Consider the following 18,353-nt stretch of genomic DNA (forward strand, 5'->3'; position numbering starts at 1 on the left):
CCACCGTGCCGGCCGGCTCGTTGAGCACACAGTGACCAGTTGGCGGGCCAGGATCACGCGATGACCATTGACTACGACGACCTGGCGGTATGGGTTACGCCGGGCGCCATCGGGGCCGGCGGGCTCCGCGACCCGCTCGCCGAGTGCCTACTCGAACACCGCGACCGCGACCGCGGCGTCCGGCGGCTGAAGATCCGGGCGCGCTGGCCCGGCAACCCCGTACACCTGTTCCAGCCCCACGACGTATCACGGTGCGGCCGGATCTGCCGTGCCCTGCCCCGCGTGGTGGAGAGCAAACCGGTGGCGGACAGGGCGGTGGAGCGCAATCAGCCCGCCCGTAACCGGTAGCCGCCGCGACGGATGGCGGACCGGCAGAACGGACGTCGGGCGGAGCGGCAGATCGCTCGTGTGATGCGGAAGCACGAGCATCCGGAGCAGACCCACTTCCTGGAGCTCTTCTTCGACCTGGCGTTCATCTTCGCGCTCACCCGGGTCACCCGGCCATTGATCGAGCGTACCGACCTGGTCGGCGCCGCCCAGACGCTCGTTTTGCTGCTCGCCCTCTTCTGGGTGTGGACCTTCACCGCCTGGGTGACCAACTACTTCAATCCGGAGCGGGCGGAGATCCAACTGCTCGTCCTCGCCAGCATGCTCGGCAGCGTGCTGCTGGCGGTCGCGGCGCCCGCGGCGTTCGCGGGTCGGGGCCTGCTCTTCGCCGGCACGTACGCGGTCGTCCACATCGGCCGTTCGCTCGCCATCGCCTACTTCCTCCGGGCCGACGAGCGGCGACTCAATCCCATCCGGGTCCTGTTCTGGTTCGGCGTCTCCGCCGTGCCGTGGATCGCTGGCGCGCTCATCTCCGACAGTACGTCCCGCCTGGCGCTGTGGACGCTGGCGCTGGTGGTCGACTACGCGGGCGGGATGCTCCTGTGGCCCACACCGCGGCTGGGTCCCATACCGACCGGGCAGTGGGCGTTCGCCCCCGAGCATCTGGCCGATCGGTACCGGCAGTTCTACGTCATCGCGCTGGGCGAGTCGATCTTCATCATGGGCGGCAGGTACTTCGATAACGAACTCACGATTGCCCGGACGATGGCGTTCGTGGTCGCCTTCACCACCACCGCCCTGATGTGGCGGATCTACATCCAGCGAGCCGGGCGGATTATGGGCGAGGCCATCAAGGTGTCGCCGCAGCCGAACCGGCTCGGTCGATCGATTGCCAACACCCACCTACTTATGGTGACCGGCGTCGTGATCACCGCGGTGGGGTACCGGTTCATCATCGACCAGCCGCTCGGGCACACCGACCCGGCATCGATCGGCCCCATCCTCGGCGGGCCGGCGCTGTTCATCGTCGGGCGGGCCCGCTTCGAGTGGGTGGTGTTCTCCCGCGTCTCACCGTCCCGGCTGGTCGCGCTGCTCGTGATGGCCGCCCTGGCGGCACCGCTGGCCCTCGGACCGCCGCTGCTCGTCGCCGTCGCCGCCGCGACGGTCCTGACTGGGATAGCCATAGCCGACGCGCGGCGTGCCCGGGACCGCCCGCCTGAGAAGCCGTCACCATCCGGCTCGTAGCCGACACTAGTGCCTCGCCTCGAAGGGCGTTGACAAGAGCTTCGACAAGCGCTGCCCCAGCGTGGCCGGTGGGGTCGCGTTCGGGTCGTAGATTCCTACGGGCATGCCGATCACGCGGGGCGGGGCCAGACCCCCTACGAACGCCTCAAGCAGAAGCCCAGACCAAGACAGGTGCAACAAGCTGCGGCGGCAGATGCACAGCTAGACCGACGCTCTTCGGCTGTTTTTCGGTCCGCTCTGGCTGAATTACGGCCAGCGGGTGCTCGGTGCTCCCCGTCACCGGGCGCCCGCCCCAGATCGGACGACATCGAGGAGGAATGCATGCGGATCAGCATCAAGGCAGGGCTCGGCTTGGCCGGAGCCGCAGCCGTCGCGGCGGTCGTCGTGGCCGGTGGTGTGGCGTACGCCGGGGAGGACGTCGTCCCCGAGCCCGTCGTGCAGATCGTGACGGAGCAGGGCCCGGGCACCACTGGCGGCGCGCAGTCGGTGTCGGAGGAGGACTGCCCGGACAAGGGCGGCGCGGCGTCCACCGCGCCGGAGGAGGCGGCGTCGTCGCAGGCGCTGTGACGGCTTCCCCGCGGACGTGGGGGCCACCGGGACCGGACCATGTCTCTGCGGCCCTGGCCGCTGGGCGCATGCGGCCCCGGTGGCCCGCTGGGCGAGGGTGTGCAGCGAGGAGGGTTGCAGTCGAGGTTGTCGAGTAGCAGCTGCCCGCTGCCGGCATCACGCTCTGCGTCAATTCTCGCGATGGTTGTCGCTGTCGCTGTCGCTTGGATTTCGGAAGTCGGCCCAGACGCGGTCACCCTCGACCACCGTCCACCTGTGTTTCCGGCCCGGGCCCGCGTGACCGGCGCCGGGCACGGAGACGCCGGGGCACCCAATACTCGCAGCTCAGACCCGGACGAACCTCACCGCGTCGGCGCGGGCGCAACCGCTGCCACTGGCGCTCACCATCACATAGCCGCCCGTGCCAGCCGGGAAGTAGTACGACCCGAGTGACACCCAGCCGGTGGAGCCGCTGGTGCCGTTGATGTAGGTGGTGCTCGTGACGCCGTCGTGGACCAGGTCATACCGGCCGTTGGGGTCGCTGCCGGAGTGCACGATCTTGTAGACGTAGACCTGGTACGTGCCGGAGGCGCGCAGGTTCGGTCGCCAGGTCGCGGTATGCCCGGCGGTGTGGCAGGCGGCGTACCGGGTCGGTGAGCCGTACGTCCAGCCGGTCAGCGTGGAGTCGTACCAGGTGCCGGTCTCGCTGTACCCGTACGCTGCGGGCGAGTCGTTGTCGACGTAGTAGTCCTTCTGCCAGTAGCGCACGTAGTCGAACTGCACGGCGGAGGGCAGCTTCGACACGTCGGGAATGGTCCCGTACGCGATGCTGGTCAGCCAGATGTTGACGTAGTCGTGCGTCCACTGGCTGGGCGTGTACGACACGGTGTACGTGAGCACGCCATCCAGGTAGAACTTTACTGACGTCTCCGACCAGTCGAAGCCCCAGATGTGCCACTGCCGCAGGTCAACGCCAGTGTTGTAGGTGCTGCCCGGGTGGTAGGGGCCGCTCACGCCCGCGCCGTCCCACGTGTGCACGCCCTGGTGCACGTTCGTCGGGCTGATCGAGTCGATCTCGAAGCCGTCGACCTCGGTACGCGCCTCCGGCGAATACGTGGTGCTGCCGTCGCCGGCCAGCAGCCAGAACGAGCTGTGCCAGCCCGAACCGTCATTGATCTTCGCGCGGGTTTCGTAGTAGCCGTAGCGGAACCGCTGCTTGCTGACCAGGCCGCCGCCGGTGAAGTCCTTGCCGGCGTAGCTCTCCTGCTTGAGGTTGATGCTCATCAGCCCGCCGGAGACGGTCACGTTCTGCGGCCGCTGCGCGCTGTACGCCTTGACGTCGGTGCGGTAGTTCCATTTCGACTCGTCGACGGCGGTGCCGTCGAAGTCGTCGTTGAACACCAGGGTGTAGCCGGCGCGGGGCGGGTCCGCCTGTGCCGGCGCGGCGAGCGCGGTGATCGCGGTCGCGGCCAGCAGGGCGACAAGCCCGGTCGTCTTACGCATGTCGGCTCCTTCAGTTGCGGCCGTAGTAGAGGCGGTTGCTCACAAGGTCGACGAGATAGAGCACGTCGACGCCGCCGGCGTCGCGCGTGACGGACAGCCGGGACACGGGACGAGGGCCAGCGTCGCGAGAGTGGCGACAACGCTGACAAGAGGGGCCTTGCGCATGGCGCTGCCGACGCCCAGAGCGCCCGCCGCGGCATACTCGCCGACGAACTCGGGTTCACGGTCGACGAACCCAGCCGCCTCCAGCGTCGCCAGCAGGCGGCAGGTGGTGGCCAGGCTGGGCCCGGCCAGCTGGGCCACATCGGACCCGCGCAGCTCCGTCCGGCCTGCCGTGATGGCGTGGTGGGCGCTGAAGGCTCGGTTGACGCGATGTCCACTACCCATTTCAGGCGCCATCGGCCACCCCCGTCGGGAACCAAGACTCTGTTGACTTCAGCCACCTGAAGGTTGCTTCCGTAATACGGCAAGGTATCCCGCATGTTGCAAGGGGTCAACCGGTAGACGGGGGCAACGTGCGGCGAATAGGGAATGTGGAGGTGCTCGCCGTCAAGTTTCATCCACCCAGGCGTACCCGGTGCCAGGCTCTAGGGTCAGGACGGCGGCTCGACTGCTACCTGTGGCCGCCCCGGCGCAGCCTCCACTCCGACCGGTTGGAGATCCCGCTGGTGCCGATCTCCTACCCGGATGGCAGCACGGGAGGGGTGAGGCGCTCGCCGCGGTTGGCCCGGAGATCGTGCGAGCCATCGTGGAGCGGCTGCTCGCGCCGGTGCTCATCGGTGTCGATCCGCAGCGGGTGCGACGCGCGATGGGCGCGCGACCTCGCCGCGCCGGGGCGGCTTCGGAGGAGGGGGTTGTCGCCGGCGGTGACCAGGAGTCGGCCGGCGGCGTCGGCGCCGACGCCGTAGCCGGAGGAGCAGAAGGATATTTCAGGCGACGGCGTAGCCAGGCACGGACGGCCAGCGCACCGTCAGCACCACGGACTCCTCCTCGGCATACCAGGAGTGATCAACCCCATGACTCCATACGACATAGTCACCACGCTTGGTCAGCAGGACGCTACGTCCTGGAAGTTCCACCCGAAAACGTCCGCTGATCAGCACGAGCAGCGCGGTGCGCTTCTCCCCGGTGACCCATTGCGCACGCTCGTCGCCACGTCGATGCACGCCCCACTTGATCTCGACGTCATCGCTGTGTCGTACGTCGCCGGCCGGCTTGAAATGCCCCAGCAGCCAACCCCGATCACCCGCCGCGTCTTCGTCCGCACTGCCCACATAAACGCTCTCCGGCATGACCCGGGACGCTAACAGGCACCCCCCACACGCCCGCACGCCAGACCGCGCTTCTCGCACCCGCTCCGGAGTCGATCCGCCTCGCCGCACCCCCTGAACACGTCTCTGCTGTCGCCACCACCGCCGCTGGGCTCTTGGCGTGGCAAGCCGCCCGCGAATCCGCCCGGGTCGCCAGGGGCGCCGAGCGGGACCGGCGGTGGAAGGCCTAACCGAGCAGACCGTCGCGCGGGCGAGCGATGCGGGGCGAGCGATGTGAAGCGCGCGACATCGCCACCCCGCCAGCGTGCATATGAAAACCGATGCCAACTACGCTGCCGTGCCATGATCGCACCACGAACCGCCCGGCGCGCCGGGCTCGTCGCGTCCGTACTGACATTGCTACTGGCCACCGGCTGTTTCGGCGGCGCCGCCGCCGAGGAGAACTCCGACGGTGGGCGGCTGCGGGTGGCGATGCTGCTGCCGCCGCGCTCCGGGCTGTCACCGTTCAGTGACGATGCGTTCAAGCTGTCCCGGCTGGGGATCGCCGAGGCGTTGACCACCCTCGACGAGGGCGGCGCGCCGCAGCCGGCGCTGGCCACCTCGTGGTCCCGCGTTGACGAGAGCACCTGGCGGTTCGTGCTGCGGGAGGGGGTGCGCTTCCACGACGGGACGACGCTGGACGCGGCACGCGTCGTCGACGTGCTGGCCCGGGCGGCCGCGGCCCGCCCCAAGCCGCGGATCCTCGACGGCGTCGAGCTGACCGCCGAGACGGACAGCGCCTCGGCCGTGGTGGTGCGTACGGCGGTGCCGGATCCGCTGCTGCCGCAGCGGCTGTCCAGCCCTCAGCTCTCGATCCTGGCCGCGGCGGCATACCAGGGTGACTCCATCGACCCGGTCCAGGCGGGGACCGGCCCGTTTGTGCTGACCCGGCTCGAGGGTACGCAAAGCGCGACGCTGGACCGGTACGACGGGTACTGGGGTGGCCGGGCCGTCGCGCCCGGGATCGACGTGTCGTTCGTGCCGGACGGCACGGCGCGGACCGCCGCGTTGCGTACCGGCACCGCCGACATCGTGGAGGCGGTACCGGCGTCGCAGGTGGCGGTCCTGGACAAGGAGTTGTACCGCACGGTGGCGATGCCGCGCACCAACACGCTGTACCTGAACACCCGCACCGGGGCGTTCGCCGATCCGGCGATCCGGGCGGCGGCGCGCGCCGCGGTCCAGCGCGAGCCGCTGGTCAGCGGGGTGTATGAGAAGCACGCGGACGCCGCCGTCGGCCTGCTCGGCCCAGCGGTGCCATGGGCGGCGCAGCGGCCGGCGCGCACCGAGCGGTCGGCCGGCCCGATCACGGGCGAGAAGATCGTGCTGGCCACCTTCAGCGACCGCCCGGAGCTGCCCGAGGTCGCGGCGACGCTGGCCCAGCAGCTTGAGGCCGCCGGCTTCGTGGTCGAGCAGGTGGTGCGCGAGTACGCCCACATCGAGGCCGACGCGCTGGCCGGGCGTTTCGACGCGTTCATCTTGTCCCGGGCCACCATGCTGGACTCTGGTGACCCGGTCGCGTACCTGGCCAGCGACTTCACCTGCCACGGTGGGTTCAACATCTCCCAGCTGTGCGATCCGGCGGTGGATCGGGCGATCACCGCGGCCGCCGCCGAGGCCGACCTGACCAAGCGGCGGACGCTGATCCTGGCGGCCGAGAAGGCGGTACTGGAGACGGAAGCCGCGGTGCCGCTGCTGCACGAGCGGGTCGTCCAGGGCAACGCTCGCGGGGTGGTCGACGCGCTGTTCGACCCTCGGGAGCGGCTGCTGGTCAGCCTGAAGACCCGTCGTACCGGATGACCCGCGGCGGGATCGGCAGCCGGATACTGGCGGGATGCTCGCGGCTGGTGGCCGTACTGGCGCTGGTGGCCCTGGTCGGTGCGCTGCCATGGCTGTCCAGACGGGACCCGGCGCGCAGCATCCTGCGCGCCCGGGACGGTGAGCGCGACCCGGATCCGGCCGCGCTGGCGGCGATCCGCGAGCAGCTGCGGCTCGATGACGGGCCGTTGGCTCTGTCCGGCCGGTGGTTGGTCGGCCTGGCCCGCGGTGACCTCGGCCTGTCGTGGGTGTCGGGCCGACCGGTGGCGCCGGCCGTCTGGTCGGCGCTGGGCGTGTCGCTGACCCTGATGGGCGCCGCTCTCGCGGTGGCGTTGGCGGTTGCGGCGCTGCTGGTACTGCGCGGGTTGTGGCGCGGCGGCTCTACCCAGCGCGGCGGCGCGTTGGGCGCGGCGTTGACGTCCGTACCGGAGTTCCTGCTCGGTACGGCACTGCTGCTGGTCGTCGCGGTGTGGCTGCGATGGGCGCCGCCGTTTGGCTGGTCCGGCCCCGAGCATGTGGTGCTGCCGGCCCTCGCGATGGGGATACCGGCCGGTGGGCTGCTCGGCCGGCTGGCCGACGACGCGATCCCGGGCGCCTTCCGCGAGCCGTGGGTGCGCACCTGGACCGCGAGCGGCCTGCCCCGCCGCACCATCGCGTACGGGGTGCTGCGCCGCTGCCTGCCGGCGCTGTTCCCGCAGCTGACGATCGTCGTCGTCGGCCTCACCGGTGGCGCGGTCGCGGTCGAGGTGCTCTTCGCCATCCCCGGCCTCGGCAGACTCGCCCTCGGCGCCGCAGCGGCCCAGGACCTGCCGCTGGTGCAGGGCGCGGTCCTGGCCCTGGCCCTCCTGGCGGGCGGGGCCGGTGTCCTCGCCGCCGCCGTGCAGCGGCTGGCGCTGGGCCCTGCCCTGGAGGCGGCCGGACTCCAGCCGCCACCACCCGCCGCCCGGCCAGCAGACCGGGCGGCCTGGCTGGTGCCGGCCGTCCTGGGTGGACTGCTGCTGACGGCCGTGCTGGCCGGGCTGTCGCGCGATCCCACTCATGTGGACACCACGCTGCGGCTGGCCGCCCCGGACTGGGACGCACCACTGGGCCGCGACGCGCTCGGCCGCGACCTGCTCGCCCGACTTGGCCACGGCGCGTTGCGCACCGTCGGCATCGCCGCCGCGGTCAGCGCCGCCGCGCTCGCCGTGGGCGTGGCCGCCGGTCTGGTACCGGGCCTCACGCGAGGCGCGGCGGAGCTGGCCAACGCAGTACCGCCGGTGCTGGTCGGGCTGCTGACCGCGGCGGCGCTCGGCCCCAGTTCGGGCGGCGCGGCGGTGGCGGTCGCCGCAACGGCGTGGGCCCCTCTCGCGCTGCACATCGCCGACCTCGTCCGTGAGGAGCTGGCCAGTGGGTACGTCCAGGCGTGCCGGATGCTGGGCGCGAGCCGCATCCGGATCCTTGCCACCCACGTGCTGCCCGGCGTCCTACCACCGGTGGCCCGACACGCCGTGCTGCGCCTCCCTGGAGTCGCGCTGGCGATCGCCTCACTCGGCTTCGTCGGGCTGGGGGCCCAGCCACCCACCCCGGAGTGGGGCAGGATCCTGGCCGAAGCCATGCCGTACGTCGAACGCGCGCCCTGGGCGCCGCTCACCGCGGCCGGGGCGCTCGCCCTGCTCGGTGCGTTCGCGTTGGCCGCGTCAACGGCCGTGAGCTGGCGAGCGTCCGGCAGGCCCTGACGTTCCGCTGCGTCGAGAAATTCCACTGCCGAAGGTCCGCGGCGACGGCGCGATCGGCGTTCTGGCCGCTGTCACCCATCCCATGACTGTCCCCACCGATCCGTCGCTACGGGAAGCTCCGTTGCGGGCCCGCCCAGTGTTCACCCACGCGTCGCACTGAAACCGCAACCGCCGGGGCCCGCGGTCAGGGTGAGCGGACAATGTCGGCGGTGTCAGGGCGTCGGGGCGGGTTGGAACAGCTCGATGAGATTGCCGGCGGGGTCGGCGAGTAGGATCTGGCGTCCGCCGGGGCCGGAGACCAGGTCGCTGTGGAACGACAGGCTGGCGGCACGGAGCCGGTCGATCTCGGCGTCCAGGTCATCGACGACCAGATGGATGCGGTTGCGGCCGGGGATGGCCGCATCGGTGGGGGTGGCGCGGGCGCCGGAGCTGGCGGGTCCGGACAGCAGCAGCCGCAGCGGGCCGCGGATCACGTCGGCGAAGGCGGGTGCGGCGCTGGTGTTCAGGCGGAAGCCGAGGTGTCTGGTGTAGAAGTCGACGGCGGCCTGCACGTCGTCGACGAGGTAGCGGATGCTGGCGTACTGGTCGGCGGGCATGGCTTGACCTCCTTGGGTTGACTCTGCGTGGGCGGGGCGAGAGCCGGCAGCAGGTGCCGGACCCGGGTGTCGATGTCTGCTGCGGTGTGGGTGAAGGCGGGGTAGCTGGCGTGGTCGCTGGTGCCGACCGTGGCGGGATCGGGGATGCTCCAGTGCAACTGCCGGGGATGGTCGCCGAACTCGGGGCAGACCTCGCGGGCCTTGTCGCACAAGGTGATCACGTAGTCGAACCGGCGGTCGGTGAGGGTGTCCAAGTGGCGGGGGCGTTGGCTGGTGACGTCGATGCCGAAGCGGTCGGCAAGCACCCGCACGGTGTTGGGGTGCAGTCGTGGCTTGGGGTGGCTACCGGCGCTGATCGCCGTCACGTGCCCGGCGGTGTGGTGGCGTAGCAGGGCCTCGGCGATGGGTGAGCGGGCGCTGTTGCCGGTACACACGAACAGCACCGCGAGGCGGGGTAGGCGTCGGCGGCGAGCAGGTGCCGCTGGCGCGGTCTGGTTCAGGCGCAGGGCCGGGTGCAGGGCGGCGCAGGCGCCGGTCAGCGCCTCCGCGCAGCGGTCCAGGTCCAGGTGGTAGTAGCTGTCCCGTCCGTCGAAGCTGCTGCGGATGGCCCTGACCAGGCCGCCGTCGCGCAGCAACCGCAGGTGATAGGAGACCAGGTTCTGCGGCTGGTCAACCAGTGCGACCAGTTCCCGGACGCGTAGGTCGCCGTGGGCGAGTTCGGTCAGCAGCTGCCAGCGCAGCGGATGCCCGGCGAGGCGGACGAACGTCGGGGCGGCTTGACTCGACGAGCCCATGTTCGCAGGATACATCAAACCAGTTTGATCGACCTCGGTGGCGGGGAAGGCGGTGGTTGTGGCGTCCAGCCGCGCTCCCCGCATGTCGACAGCTCGCCAACGAGCGCCCCGGATGGCAGGCCGCCCCACCGGCACCATTCCGACCCCGCCAGCCACGCACCCCCGACGACCAGGTTTAGTGTCCAGGTTCCGGGTCAGTCGTTAGCCGATGGGCATCATCAGTTGATCCGAGACGGTGAGGTGATCCGGTCGTGAGCCTCTTGCGCAGGAAGTCGGTCGAGCAGTCGATCCGTGACACGGAGCAGCCGGAGCATCAGCTCCGCAGGGAGCTGTCGGCCCTGGATCTCACCGTGTTCGGTGTCGGGGTCATCATCGGTACGGGCATTTTCGTGCTGACCGGTGTGGCGGCGAACCAGGCCGCCGGGCCGGCGGTCGCGCTGTCCTTCGTCGTGGCTGCTGTCGCCTGCGCACTGGCTGCGCTGTGCTATGCGGAGTTCGCGTCCACGGTGCCGGTCGCAGGCAGCGCCTACACCTACTCGTACGCGACGCTCGGCGAGCTGACCGCGTGGATCATCGGGTGGGACCTCATCCTCGAGTTCGTGCTGGCCGGTGCCACGGTGGCGGTCGGCTGGTCGCAGTACTTCGCGGTGCTCCTGGAGACGCTCGGGGTGACACTTCCCGCCGCCGTGACCGGCGGCGAGGGCGGAGTGTTCAACCTGCCCGCCACGCTCATCGTGCTGATCCTCACCGGGGTACTGATCGCCGGCATCAAGATCTCGTCTCGGGTGAACGCCGTGGTGGTCACCGTCAAGGTGGCGGTGGTGCTCTTCGTGATCGTTGCCGGGCTGTTCTTCGTCAAGGGCGGCAACTACGTGCCGTTCGTCCCGCCGGCCGAGCCGGCGTCGGGCGGTGCCGGCGCCGGGGTGACCCTGCTGGAGGCCATTTTCGGGCAGGCACCGGCCAACTTCGGCATCAGCGGCATCTTCGCCGCGGCAGCGCTGGTGTTCTTCGCGTTCATCGGCTTCGACATCGTGGCCACCGCGGCCGAGGAGACCCGGGTACCGCAGCGCGACCTGCCGCGCGGGATCCTCGGTTCCCTGGCGATCTGCACCGCGCTCTACGTCGCCGTCTCGCTGGTGGTGGTGGGCATGCAGAACTACACCGAACTGGACACCGCGGCGCCGTTGGCCGCGGCGTTCCAGGCCGTCGGCCAGCCCTTCTTCGCCAACCTGATCACCGTCGGCGCCCTCGCCGGCCTGACCACGGTGGTCATGATCCTGATGCTCGGGCAGAGCCGGGTCGCCTTCGCCATGAGTCGTGACGGGCTGCTGCCGCGTTGGCTGAGCCGGGTGCATCCGCGATACGGCACCCCGCACCGCATCACCGTCATCGTGGGCCTGCTGGTAGCCGTGCTCGCCGGGTTCATCCGCCTGGAGGAACTCGCCGAGCTGGTCAACATCGGCACCCTGTTCGCGTTCGTCCTCGTCGCCGCCGCGGTGATCCTGTTGCGCCGTACCCGGCCGGACCTGCCACGCGGCTTCCGCGTGCCCGGGGGACCGGTGATACCCGCTCTCGCGATGGTCGCCTGCGTCGTGCTGATGCTGTTCCTCACCGTCGCGACCTGGCTGCGGTTCCTCGCCTGGATGGCGCTGGGGCTGCTCGTCTACTTCCTCTACAGCCGCCGCCACAGCCGGCTTGCCCATGGCGCACAGGGTCACCCGTCGATGCCCGACCAGCCGGACCTCGACACGGGATTCGGCTCCGCGTCACCTCCCCCACGCTAACCGGCTGACGGGAGGCATTCGCGATGACGTCGAGATCGGGCCGGCCGACGAGCCCCGCTCACTCGTCCGCCGTGGGCATGGACGTCGGGTGCCAGGACGGAGACCGCTGTCAAACGAGCAGGTTGGCTACCTGGCCGAGGGCGTGGAGCGGTGGCCGCAGCTCGTGCGGCCGGGAGCGTGGCGGCTCAGAGTGGGGCGGCCCAGGCCAGCAGCTCGGCTCGTGCGCCCGCCAGCGTCGCAGGGCTGACCGGTCGACCGTCCGCCGTGTTGGCGACAAGCAGCACGTGCACGGACCCGGCCGGCGCGTCCACCACCAGCCGGTGCGCCGTCGTCGACCCGGGCTCGGTGGCCACTGACACGGCGCCGGTGGACGGCAGTCCGTACCGAGTGTCGAGGTCGCCGACCACGACGGTGCGCGCCGGGTCGAAGGATGCCGGCAGGTGCAGCACCGTGGGCGCCGTCGGCGCCGTGGGTGGCTGCCGCCAGACCAGCACGCCGTACTGCCGGCCGGCCAGCAGCGCGGCCAGGTGGGGCATGCTCGGTGGCACGGTGAGCCAGGCCCGCTCGGTGCCGGCGCCGCCGTAACCGGAGCGGGCGAGATCCTCGTATGTGAACGCGAGGGTCTCGCCCGCGACCGCGCTGGGATAGACCCTGTCCAGCACGCGGTGGTCCAGTCGCGGTACGACGTCGCCAACCTCGTTCACGTACACCACGGAGTGGTCCTCGTCGTTCCAGGCGTCGTTCTCGGTGAGCACCTTGTCGGGATTGCCGTTCATCAGCTCGTGGTGCCGGTCGTTGTAGATGTCCCAGTGCCACATCATGCTGGAGAGCACGGCGCCGCCGGAGCGCGGCCGTGCCCACCAGTCGGCGCCCGCGACGCCGGCATCCATCGCCTGGTACATCGCCCGGACCATCCAGGGGGTGCGGTCGCTGCCGGTGCCGGTGAGCTTGTTGCCGAACTCGCTGACGATCGGTGCGGTGCCGAGCTGGGCGGCTCGGTTACGGATCCGGTTCATCGCGGCGGCGTATGTGCCGTCCGTGGCGGGGGACGGGTCCAGGGTCATCCTGGCACCGTCGTAGTAGTGGCTGTTGAAGACATACCGGGTGCCCAGTGCGCCCACGGTGGATAGTCCGCCGGACTCGAAGAAGCCGGTGTTCCAGAACACCAGCGGCTCGGCGTACAGCGGCTTGTCGGCCCAGCCGGCGGCGTCCATCGCGGCGCGGAACCGCTGGTAGAACGGGAGTAGGTAAGTTTGCTCCCAGGCCGTGCCGGATGCCCCGTCGGTGCCGCCGTCGAACGGCTCGTTGAACGGGTCGACACCCAGGAGGTTGCCGTACGCGGTGGCCGGCAGCACGCGCCGGAGGTGGGTCAGGGCGGCCGTGGCCTGAGTCAGGTACGCGGTCTGCACGGCGACGGGGCCGGCCGGGGTGGTGATCGTGCGGTTGTGCCAGAAGTCGTACATCGCCCGCCGGACCGCGGCGTTATTCTGCATGTTCTGCCCCCACAGCAGGCAGATGCCGCATGACTCGCGCGGGTAGTTGCCGCCGGCGATGACCCACTGCGGGGCACCGTCACCGGTGTACCAGCTGCCCTCGTGGAACAGGTGTGCGGAGTACAGGTCCTGGTGGTAGTCCAGCAGGACGTAGAACCCGCGGTCGGTGAATTCGCGGATCTGTGCCGCGGCCCGGTCGAGGTAGCTGGTGTCGACCCCGGTCGGGGTGGGCTGTACCCCCTCCCAGCTGATCAGAAAGCGGATCGCGTTGGCGCCGGTCAGGTCCCGCATGGCCTGTGCCGAGGTGGCCGCGTCGGCGACCGACCGGAACGGCAGCAGGTCGTTCTCGTACAGCTTGGTGCTGCCGGAGACGTTGAACCCACGCAGGGTGACCTCCCGGCCGTGGGCGTCGCGCAGCGCCCAGCCGTGGCCGGATGTGCGCGCCACCACGGTCACGGCCGGCAGCGCGGTCTCGGCGGCGGGCGTGCGCGCCGCGGCGGCCTGCGGCTCGCCGGCGGACACGGCCAGAAGCAGTGCCAACCCAGCCGTCACCACGGGAGCGGAACGAGAGATGAAAGATCTTGCATATCTGCCCATAATGCATTGTCGTCCGTAGATATGGATCGCGCAACCACCGCCGGCCGCCGCTCGCCCAGGCAGGATCGGTCCTGCGGCCCGGCCGGAAGAGCCCCTTCGGACGGGCCGGTGCCGGCCGCTGCCGAGTGGGCCGGTGCGTGGCGCTGCCCGGAACAGCAATTCGATCCGCCAGAGCGCGATGAGCGGCGCCGGGCAACGCCGACGCCGGCGATCCCCCAGGGGTCGAGCCGCCGCGTGTCGCCGTATGCCGCCGTGACGGCTCGCCGGGCTGCGGCTCTTTAGACGCCGGGTAACGCGCCGGATCGTGGCCAGCGCCCAGGTCATCCGCGCCGGGCACCAGACCGGGCACGTCTGGGAGAACCGGCGGTACGGCGCACGCAGTGTCGTGGACCGCTCCTCCCTGACGCAGCGGTCGTCGACGGGTGTGCCTGTCGTGCACCTGTTCTCAGGCGGCTGCGGGGGACGTTGGTGTGCGCTGTTTGCGGTATTCGCGCCAGGTCAGCCACGCGACGGCGGTGTCGAACACGGTGAGCGCGATCAGCCCGGGCGCGGGGTGCAGGGCGATGCGGTAGAGCTGGTAGGCGATGAAGGCGATGAGGAAGGCGATCATCCATGGGTAGGCCCACAGCTTGTTGCGCAGCAGGGCGGCTACTAGTACGACCTTGACGATGCCGTGCAGCAGTAGATAGGCGGCGGCGAAGGCGACGGCGGAGCCGGTCAGGCGGTGGGAGGTGTGTTGCAGGTAGGTGGCGATCGGATCGTGGGGGTCCTCTGAGAGTTCGTGTTGGGTCAGCGCGACCACGACGCGGTTGATGGTTGCCGGGGTTACGACGAGCAGCAGGGCACCGCCGACCAGCTCGAGGATGCCGTCAAGCCCTTTGAGGAGGATTCCGATCTCGAAGCTCAGATCGAGCAGGTTCCTGGATTTGAACCATCCCATCCTGTGTTCCTTCCCCGGCTGGATGGTCGAGGTGGCGGCACGATTGCTGTCAGTGCGAAGGTGGGCGGCTCAGCGATGCGCCGCAGCGGCGGTTTGGGCGCGTTCGAACAGCCGTTCGCCTTGGTGCTCGACCACCGCGGTGGCCACCGTGAGCGCGGTGAGTAGCACCGCGAGCACGGTGAGAGCCCGTCTGTGGTGGGTGGTCGGTGGTGTGAGCAGGGCGCGCACGCGGGCCGGCACGTCACCGCCGGTGCCGGCGGTCACCGAGGATGGCGCGGCGCGGTGCGCGTGGCCGACCAGGGCGGCACGGGCCACGGCGCGGGCAACCAGCGGCCGGTCGGCGAGGACATCGGCGGCGTCCTCGTCGGCCCAGCGTTCCGCAGCCTGACGGATCGCACGACTGGTCGCAGTCAGCGGCGGGTTGGCTGCGGCGGCCAGGTCGGCGGCGAGGGTCCACCACGCGTGGCGGTGTAGGAGGTGGGAGCGTTCGTGGGCCAGCAGGGCGGCCTGCTCCTCGGCGGGCAGGGCGTGCAGCATGCCGCGGGTGATGATGATCCGTCCGGTGGCCTCCGGGGTGGTGAACGCGTCGGGAGTGTCGGTGTCCAGCACCACCAGCGCGCCGGGCGTGCCGAGGCGCCCGCAGAGGCGGTGCACGTCGACCAGGGCGCGGGTGCGGCGGGTGACGACGACGCTCGCGTGAACGGCGACCGAGACGAGTACGACGAGGGCGGCCATCGCGGCTGCCGGCGGGATCGGGGACAGGGTGCGAAGGATCTGCGCCGACCATGGCCCCAAGGCCGCGATCTCGGCGTCCTGCCCGATCCAGGTGAACGCGGCGACCGCCAGCACGAACCACAGCGCCACGCTCATGGCCAGGCTCGTGGGCACGAGCAGGCGTACGGCCGTAGCCGGCGGGAGACTGCGGGTCAGGCGCGGCCCGCACAAGCCGAAGCCGATCGTGGTGGTGAGGACCATCAACGAGGCGATGATCATCCCTGCTCCTGGTCGGCTCGGCGTAGCATCTCGGCCAGGAACGCCTCGTCGGCAGGGGTGAGCGCCCCAACGAAGCGTGCCAGCACGGCAGCTCGGTCATCCTCGCCGTCCAGCAGCCGCCGCATCTGAAAAGCGGTCACCTGGGCACGCTCGCGCACCGGCCGGTAGGCGAAGGCCCGCCCCGTCTGCTCCCGGGTGGCCTGCCCTTTGTCGAACAGTCGGGACAGCACGGTGGTCACCGTGTTGTATGCCAGACCACCGCCCAACCGGTCACGCACCTGCGCCGGGGTCAACGCGACCTCCTCACTGGCCAACACGGCGAGGATCTCATGCTCCAGATCGCCATGCCGCCGTCGTCCGCGCATATGCCACCCCTTCCACACCTACACCGCCTACAAAAGTTGTAGTAGTAAGCTCGCCAACTACAAGGATTGTAGGTATCCCTGGAGGGGGTGGCCAGTGGACGAGTGGCTGTTCGAGCAGGTCAACCAGTTCGCCATCGCCACGCCGTGGCTGCACCCTGTGATCGTCGGGTACGCCACCTACGGTGTTGTGCTTTTCGCCGCGCTTCTCCTGGCGGGCTGGTGGAGCGCTCGACGCGCCCGCCAGCCGCGCAAGATGGCCGCCGCCCTCCTCGCCGGCGTATCCATCCTCGCTGCGGTGGCGGTCAACCAGCCGATCGTCGCCATGGTCCACGAGGCCCGCCCGTACACCACGCATACGGGCATTCTCGTGCTGGCGCACCGCAGTGGTGACCTGTCGTTCCCCTCGGATCACGCGACCATGGCCGGCGCCGCCGCAGCGGGACTGTGGCTGGTGTCTCGTCGCCTCGGGCTCGTCACGACCATCGCCGCCCTGGCCATGAGCTTCGCCCGCGTCTACATCGCCGCGCACTACCCGCAAGACGTCGCCGCCGGTCTCCTGCTGGGTGCCGCCGTCGCCATGACCGTCTACCTGCCGGCCCGGACCCTCACCACGCGACTGGTTATCGCCGTCGGCAGAACACCGCTCCGTCCACTCGCCCAACACCGCCGCCACACCACACCCTGGCGGGCGCACGGATGCGAGCAGGGGCCGCCGGGCGACGCAATCGTCGCCCGATCACGGAATCAGCCGAACGGCCCTTAGGAATACGCTTTCCTATGGATGCCATGGATGCCCGCCAATGCCCGGATACTGGCAGCGCCATGCCGATCCGTCGATGTGCGACGGCCGAGACGCGAACGGTGGGGAACCGTATGGGATCTTCTGAGAGAGCCGGTGCCTTGGCGCTGCCACCGGTGGCGCAGGCGCGGCTCGGCGCCGAGTTCGCCGGCGCCTCCGCGCCGCCCGCGCCGCTCACGTGGGGCCAGCAGGCGCTGTGGGCGGCGATACGACGCCGTGGCCGCGAGCAGACCTTGATGAGTCTGCGGCGGATCGTCGCGATGCCCCGAAAGGGCTCGGCTGACGTGGCGAGCGTCCTGCGGGCGATCGGAGCCCTGGTGGGCAGGAACAGCTCGCTGCGCACGCGGATCCACGTGGTCGACGGCGACGTGCGCCAGGTCGTCGTGGCGGCTGGAGAGCTGCCGGTCCTGCTGGTCGAAGCCGGACCCGAGGGGTCGGCGGCGGAAGAACACCACGGCGCGGCGGTGGCTGCCGCGGTGGCCGACCAGTTGGCTGCCACACCGTTCGACCACGCCCAGGAGTGGCCTCAGCGAGTCGCCCTGGTCCGCGTCGGTGACCGGATCAGTCACCTCGTCGTCGTCTTCAGCCACCTCACCGTCGATTTCCAGGCCGTCGAGATACTGCTCCGCCAGTTGCGGCTGCTGCTGCTTCGCGGCGGCATCGGCGCCCCGGCCGGGCCACAGTCGGTTGACGTCGCCCGCTGGGAGCAGGACGTCAACCGGCGGCGGTCGGCGCGGGCGGTGGCGTACTGGGTGCGCAGCTTTACGCGGCTGCCGTCGCGGACGCTGCCGTGGATCGCCCCGCCGGCGACGTCCCGATTCCAACGCACGGTGCTGGTCTCGGAGGCGGCCGACACCGCCGTTCGCCTGGCTGCCCGGCGCTGCCGGGTCACCAGCTCCACCGTGCTGCTCGCGGCGATCGCGGTGGTGGTGTCCCGATGGTCCGGCAACGACGTCTGCGGCCTCCACTCGATGGCCAACAACCGGGCCGTCGCCGGCTACGCGGAGGCGATCGCCAAGCTCAACCAGCTCGGCCTGGTGGTGGTCGACACGGCCGACCGGCCCAGCTTCGACGACCTGCTGCCCAGAGTCCGGCAGGCCGCGCTGGAGGCATACCGGCACTCCTACTACGACCCGATGGAGCTACGGCGTGCGTTCGAGGCGGCTGGTCTGCCCTACGAGGCCGGCGTCAGTCCGCACTGCTACGTCAACGACGTCAGGCTCGGCGTCGACACCGACCTGTTCGGCCGGGCGGTCGACGAGGCGCAGGTCCGGGCCGCCATGGCCGGCACGTCCGTCACGCCTGCCGAGAGCCTCGACCACTTCACATGGCGGATGCGCGTCGAGATCATCGACCAGCCCCGAGGCATCGGCATCGCGCTCACCGGGGACACCAGCTACCTGCCGCCAACGCACGCCGAGCGATTCCTGCGCGACGTCGAACGGCTGCTCGTCGAGGCGGCCTTCGGTGACATGCCATGGCCCTGGCTGCCGTCCGCGTCACACGAGGACCGTGCGATCTGATT

Annotated in this window: 17 protein-coding genes; 8 read left to right on the plus strand and 9 right to left on the minus strand. The window is 70.5% G+C overall.

Annotation, left to right across the window (positions count from 1 at the left end; all coding sequences use genetic code 11):
• Positions 1-60 precede the first annotated feature (60 nt).
• The 3 genes from C1I99_RS00305 to C1I99_RS00315 all read left to right on the plus strand — a co-directional run bounded on the left by C1I99_RS00305 (position 61) and on the right by C1I99_RS00315 (position 2,139).
• Complete coding sequence (locus C1I99_RS00305) at positions 61-348, plus strand: hypothetical protein (RefSeq protein ID WP_111132131.1); 288 nt, start codon at positions 61-63, stop codon at positions 346-348.
• A 63-nt stretch (positions 349-411) separates the two neighbouring features.
• A complete protein-coding gene (locus C1I99_RS00310; protein ID WP_111132167.1) occupies positions 412-1,572 on the plus strand; it encodes a low temperature requirement protein A in 1,161 nt (386 codons plus the stop codon).
• A gap of 321 nt (positions 1,573-1,893) precedes the next feature.
• Positions 1,894-2,139, plus strand: coding sequence for a hypothetical protein (locus tag C1I99_RS00315; RefSeq protein ID WP_111132132.1), 246 nt, complete (start codon positions 1,894-1,896; stop codon positions 2,137-2,139).
• 324 nt (positions 2,140-2,463) lie between these two features.
• Here C1I99_RS00315 and C1I99_RS00320 read toward each other — a convergent pair whose 3' ends face one another.
• The 3 genes from C1I99_RS00320 to C1I99_RS00330 all read right to left on the minus strand — a co-directional run bounded on the left by C1I99_RS00320 (position 2,464) and on the right by C1I99_RS00330 (position 4,913).
• Positions 2,464-3,621: a glycoside hydrolase family 16 protein gene (locus tag C1I99_RS00320; RefSeq protein WP_111132133.1), complete on the minus strand. Its 1,158-nt coding sequence runs from the start codon at positions 3,619-3,621 to the stop codon at positions 2,464-2,466.
• Positions 3,622-3,660: 39 nt separating this feature from the next.
• Complete coding sequence (locus C1I99_RS00325; protein WP_111132134.1) at positions 3,661-4,020, minus strand: helix-turn-helix domain-containing protein; 360 nt, start codon at positions 4,018-4,020, stop codon at positions 3,661-3,663.
• Between the two features lie 530 nt (positions 4,021-4,550).
• Positions 4,551-4,913, minus strand: coding sequence for a cupin domain-containing protein (locus tag C1I99_RS00330; protein WP_111132168.1), 363 nt, complete (start codon positions 4,911-4,913; stop codon positions 4,551-4,553).
• 321 nt (positions 4,914-5,234) lie between these two features.
• On the opposite strand from C1I99_RS00330, the gene C1I99_RS00335 reads away from it, so the two are divergent.
• Positions 5,235-6,731, plus strand: a complete 1,497-nt coding sequence (locus tag C1I99_RS00335) for an ABC transporter substrate-binding protein (protein WP_111132135.1) — start codon at positions 5,235-5,237, stop codon at positions 6,729-6,731.
• Between the two features lie 47 nt (positions 6,732-6,778).
• The gene (locus C1I99_RS00340) at positions 6,779-8,467 is read left to right on the plus strand and encodes an ABC transporter permease subunit (RefSeq protein WP_199561845.1); all 1,689 of its coding nucleotides are present in this window, start codon (positions 6,779-6,781) and stop codon (positions 8,465-8,467) included.
• A 212-nt stretch (positions 8,468-8,679) separates the two neighbouring features.
• On the opposite strand, the gene C1I99_RS00345 is transcribed toward C1I99_RS00340, so the two are convergent.
• Both C1I99_RS00345 and C1I99_RS00350 read right to left on the minus strand, forming a co-directional pair.
• Entirely contained in the window at positions 8,680-9,063 is a 384-nt protein-coding gene (locus C1I99_RS00345) for a VOC family protein (RefSeq protein WP_111132137.1), read from the minus strand.
• Entirely contained in the window at positions 8,970-9,857 is an 888-nt protein-coding gene (locus C1I99_RS00350) for an arsenate reductase/protein-tyrosine-phosphatase family protein (RefSeq protein WP_111132138.1), read from the minus strand. Before C1I99_RS00350 ends, C1I99_RS00345 begins: the two co-directional genes overlap by 94 nt.
• 251 nt (positions 9,858-10,108) lie before the next feature.
• Here C1I99_RS00350 and C1I99_RS00355 point away from each other — a divergent pair, with 251 nt between their 5' ends.
• Positions 10,109-11,641, plus strand: a complete 1,533-nt coding sequence (locus C1I99_RS00355) for an amino acid permease (protein WP_111132139.1) — start codon at positions 10,109-10,111, stop codon at positions 11,639-11,641.
• A gap of 185 nt (positions 11,642-11,826) precedes the next feature.
• On the opposite strand, the gene C1I99_RS00360 is transcribed toward C1I99_RS00355, so the two are convergent.
• The 4 genes from C1I99_RS00360 to C1I99_RS00380 form a co-directional block, all read right to left on the minus strand.
• Complete coding sequence (locus C1I99_RS00360; RefSeq protein WP_233512223.1) at positions 11,827-13,686, minus strand: cellulase family glycosylhydrolase; 1,860 nt, start codon at positions 13,684-13,686, stop codon at positions 11,827-11,829.
• 490 nt (positions 13,687-14,176) lie between these two features.
• Positions 14,177-14,671, minus strand: a complete 495-nt coding sequence (locus tag C1I99_RS00370) for a DUF2127 domain-containing protein (protein ID WP_111132141.1) — start codon at positions 14,669-14,671, stop codon at positions 14,177-14,179.
• A gap of 69 nt (positions 14,672-14,740) precedes the next feature.
• Positions 14,741-15,664: a M48 family metalloprotease gene (locus C1I99_RS00375; protein WP_111132142.1), complete on the minus strand. Its 924-nt coding sequence runs from the start codon at positions 15,662-15,664 to the stop codon at positions 14,741-14,743.
• On the minus strand, positions 15,661-16,029 hold the full coding sequence (locus C1I99_RS00380) for a BlaI/MecI/CopY family transcriptional regulator (RefSeq protein ID WP_111132143.1): 369 nt from the start codon (positions 16,027-16,029) through the stop codon (positions 15,661-15,663). Before C1I99_RS00380 ends, C1I99_RS00375 begins: the two co-directional genes overlap by 4 nt.
• A gap of 94 nt (positions 16,030-16,123) precedes the next feature.
• Between C1I99_RS00380 and C1I99_RS00385 the strand changes: the two genes are divergently transcribed.
• Both C1I99_RS00385 and C1I99_RS00390 read left to right on the plus strand, forming a co-directional pair.
• Entirely contained in the window at positions 16,124-16,792 is a 669-nt protein-coding gene (locus C1I99_RS00385; RefSeq protein WP_111132144.1) for a phosphatase PAP2 family protein, read from the plus strand.
• A 137-nt stretch (positions 16,793-16,929) separates the two neighbouring features.
• Positions 16,930-18,351 carry a condensation domain-containing protein gene (locus C1I99_RS00390; RefSeq protein WP_158553876.1) on the plus strand — a complete coding sequence of 474 codons (1,422 nt, stop codon included), beginning with the start codon at positions 16,930-16,932 and terminating at the stop codon, positions 18,349-18,351.
• Positions 18,352-18,353: the final 2 nt, after the last annotated feature.

This window comes from Micromonospora deserti, assembly GCF_003236335.1.
GTDB lineage: Bacteria > Actinomycetota > Actinomycetes > Mycobacteriales > Micromonosporaceae > Micromonospora > Micromonospora deserti.